Source organism: Tabrizicola sp. (genome assembly GCF_051645465.1).
GTDB lineage: Bacteria > Pseudomonadota > Alphaproteobacteria > Rhodobacterales > Rhodobacteraceae > Tabrizicola.
Genome location: NZ_JBOFBI010000235.1, coordinates 1 through 2,917, shown reverse-complemented (window position 1 = coordinate 2,917; position 2,917 = coordinate 1). Strand labels below are relative to the sequence as shown.

The window sequence follows — 2,917 nt, the reverse complement described above, 5'->3', positions numbered from 1 at the left end:
CCAGATCGCCTCGGTCGAATTCGCCGGCAAATGCATGACGCTGAGCGCGCCTGATAGCGCCGAGATTCCGTTCGGCCTGCACAACTGCGTGCAGAATGAACCCTCGCAAGAATTCGTTTATGATGCCATGACACAGCAGATCCGGCTGACTTCCGATCCGGCAACGTGCGTCGCGGTCGGGCAGACCAGCCGCGCTGCAGGCCCCTTCATGTCGCGAGACTTGACAATTGCGCAATGCGACGGCACCGAACCGGTCTATCTTGAGTGGGTCATCCGGGACTGATCCAGCCTGACCGAGAAGTGTTTGGGTCACGGCGCCTGACGGACGCAGCGCACAAGGTTGTCAGCCCGGTCAATATCGCAGGCGTTGACGGAGCAGGCGTCTTCCTCGGTCAGTTCCCGGCCAACCAGGGTCTTCACCGACGACCGTTGCGCACCGGCCCCATGCCAGTCGGTGTATTCGGTCTGGTTTACGCTGCGGCTGAGCGCCTTGCCGAAGACGATGACATTGGCGTGGCTCTTGATGTCGCCAAAGGTGGTGCTGGTCCAGTAGTCGAGCGTGTCAGAATCCTGTGTGATCCCGAAGAACGTCTCGTCGATCGCAGGCAGGTCGATCTTGTCGTAATCGACGATGCCTTGCAGCTCTTTCGAGTCGGGTAGGCGCCAGTCCTGATGCCCGGCCAGATCCAGCGCTTCGCAATAGGCCAGCGCTTCGACCCATTCGCGGCGCATTGCATCATCGGACTTCTGCCACATCCGCGCAGTGGCCCTGTCGGTCACCGTGCCATCGCCGTTGTCGACGAAATCATTCACGCCATAGGCATTCGCGGCCCCGCTGACGCAGCGCACATAATTTCCCGGAGCTTTGCCGTCCGGCCCGGCATTGGCCAGCCCGCTGCTTGCCGCTGCTTCTTTGGTAAAGAAGTCGAGGCCGGTACCATAGGCCTTGATATGACCGTCGGAGAAATTGAAACCGAACGCGCCTTCGTTCTGGCCATTTATGATTGGGCCTTTCACGTAGAGCGTACTGCTCCAGTATTGCCCGGCAAAGATCATGTGTTCGGGTGGATACTCAAAGTCGAAAGACCCTGTGTCGATATAGGGTGTCGGGCTGCCTTCTTCGGGTTTCAGGAGCTCGCCCCGGAAATCCGCCAGCGAATAGAGCTCCTTGATCGTGGGAACGCGCCAGTCCGACTGGCCGCCCAAGTCCAGCCCTTCGCAGTAGGCGACTGCCTCGGCGTATTGATGGCGCGCGGTGCCGGGCGTCTTTTGCCAGGTGAGCCCGGTGTTGGCGTCTAAAACCGTGCCGTCGCCATTGTCTTCATAGGCTGACTGTAGATAGAGGTATTGCGCGTCCTGGCCAAACAGCGGCTCACCTTCTGCCGGACAGGCAATCGCGGCGCCGTCGAGGTCAAAGCAGCGATCCTGCATTGTATCGACCAGGGGAAAGCTCTCGGCGTGGACGAACGATGTCTGCGCGAGACACGCGAGAACTACCGCCGGCAGCCCAGCAATGATGCGATGGAAATTCGGATAGGGCGTCATCTGAGTGCTCCTAAGGCCCAGGTTTGAAAGACGGTTCAGTTTGGGAAAGTTGCCGGGTTGATCCTGGTCAACCGTGCCAATCGTGATCAGGTCGAGAAAACGGGCGAACTCACTTCAGCATCTGCCTTCAGTTTATCGGTGTGATCCCAGCTATTGCGTCGCAAAGCAGTAGAACAACCCGTCACCACCTGTGCCGCGCAGCCCTGCAAGGTGGCAGCCCTTTGACGGATGCGCGGCGTTCCACGAGGTCGGATCGGCGCCGCCGCCCGTCCGGTCAAAGTGGCCGACCATGGTCGAGCCGTCCTCGGCAGCGCTGGTCCAGTCTTCGCAGGTGCCGCCAGACAGGACGCCCGTTGCATCCGAACCGGTCAGGATGTCATGCCGGTTCGGCTCATCCCCCCGACCGTTCACGATCTCGCCTTCCTCGTTAAGCGCGGTTTCTTTCGAGATGTTGTTCTCGGTCGAATGCAGGTTTTCGAGGTCGGTGGCCACGACGGCACCCTTGGCGTTGACCCAGGGGCCAGTACCGATCCGGTCGCGGGCGTTTTCGGTGCTGGTGGAAAGGTAGGCGTGCCAGGTCTTGCCGGTGACGCCCGCCGCTTCGGCCAGGGCTGCGCAATGGGCATCCGCGCCTGCGATGCCACCCAGATTGGCACCATCACCAGAACCTTCGCTGGTGATGAAGAAGCTCATCGTGGCGTCTTGGGCACTGCCGGAATAGGGAAGCGCCACAAGGGCAAGAACGCAGGCCGACTTGAGATGGGTGATCATCATCGTTTCCTCGTTTTGGTTTGGTTACCGGGTTTCGCTTGCCTTCTCTGTACGGCTCGACAGCATCCGCGTCAGGGTCGTGTCCTTGTCAAAAACGTGGTGTTTCAGGGCAGCTGCGATGTGGATGCCGATCAGAACCGCAAGGCCGATGCCGCCGAATTCGTGAATCTGTCCGGCCAATCCTGCAATGCCGGGATTTTCGGTCAGGGCGGGGATCTCGAACCGCCCGAATACGCCGATGGGCTGACCGCGGTACATCGATGCCACGATCCCGGACACAGGCATGACGATCACGCTTGCCAGAAGCGCCCAGTGCGCGGCCTTTGACGCCGTTTCCTGCCAAGATGGCATTTGCGACGCTGGCGGCGGAAAGCCCTGAACAAGCCGCAATCCAACGCGCCAGACGCCAAAGATCAGCACAAGGACACCGATCGCCTTGTGAAGGTCGATAAGCGGCGTGCTGGTTTCACGAGGCAGATCGACAAAGCCGAGATAAAGCCCGAACCCGACCATCCCGATCATGGCGACGGCAATGATCCAGTGATTGATCCGCGAGATCGGATCATAGGTTTGCGGTTTGCTCATGGCTCGGTCCTTTCCG

At 60.1% G+C, this 2,917-nt stretch carries 4 protein-coding genes; 1 reads left to right on the top strand and 3 read right to left on the bottom strand.

Annotated features, from left to right (window positions below; all coding sequences use genetic code 11):
* Positions 1-283: hypothetical protein (locus tag ACRCSW_RS15305; protein ID WP_438706456.1), on the top strand; the 283-nt coding region annotated here is incomplete at its 5' end.
* A 26-nt stretch (positions 284-309) separates the two neighbouring features.
* On the opposite strand, the gene ACRCSW_RS15300 is transcribed toward ACRCSW_RS15305, so the two are convergent.
* From ACRCSW_RS15300 to ACRCSW_RS15290, 3 genes are all read right to left on the bottom strand, one after another.
* Positions 310-1,545 (bottom strand): DUF1566 domain-containing protein, encoded by a 1,236-nt coding sequence (locus ACRCSW_RS15300; protein ID WP_438706455.1) that lies wholly within the window; start codon positions 1,543-1,545, stop codon positions 310-312.
* A 150-nt stretch (positions 1,546-1,695) separates the two neighbouring features.
* Positions 1,696-2,316 (bottom strand): hypothetical protein, encoded by a 621-nt coding sequence (locus tag ACRCSW_RS15295; protein WP_438706453.1) that lies wholly within the window; start codon positions 2,314-2,316, stop codon positions 1,696-1,698.
* A gap of 24 nt (positions 2,317-2,340) precedes the next feature.
* Positions 2,341-2,901, bottom strand: coding sequence for a cytochrome b (locus ACRCSW_RS15290; protein WP_438706451.1), 561 nt, complete (start codon positions 2,899-2,901; stop codon positions 2,341-2,343).
* Positions 2,902-2,917 lie beyond the last annotated feature (16 nt).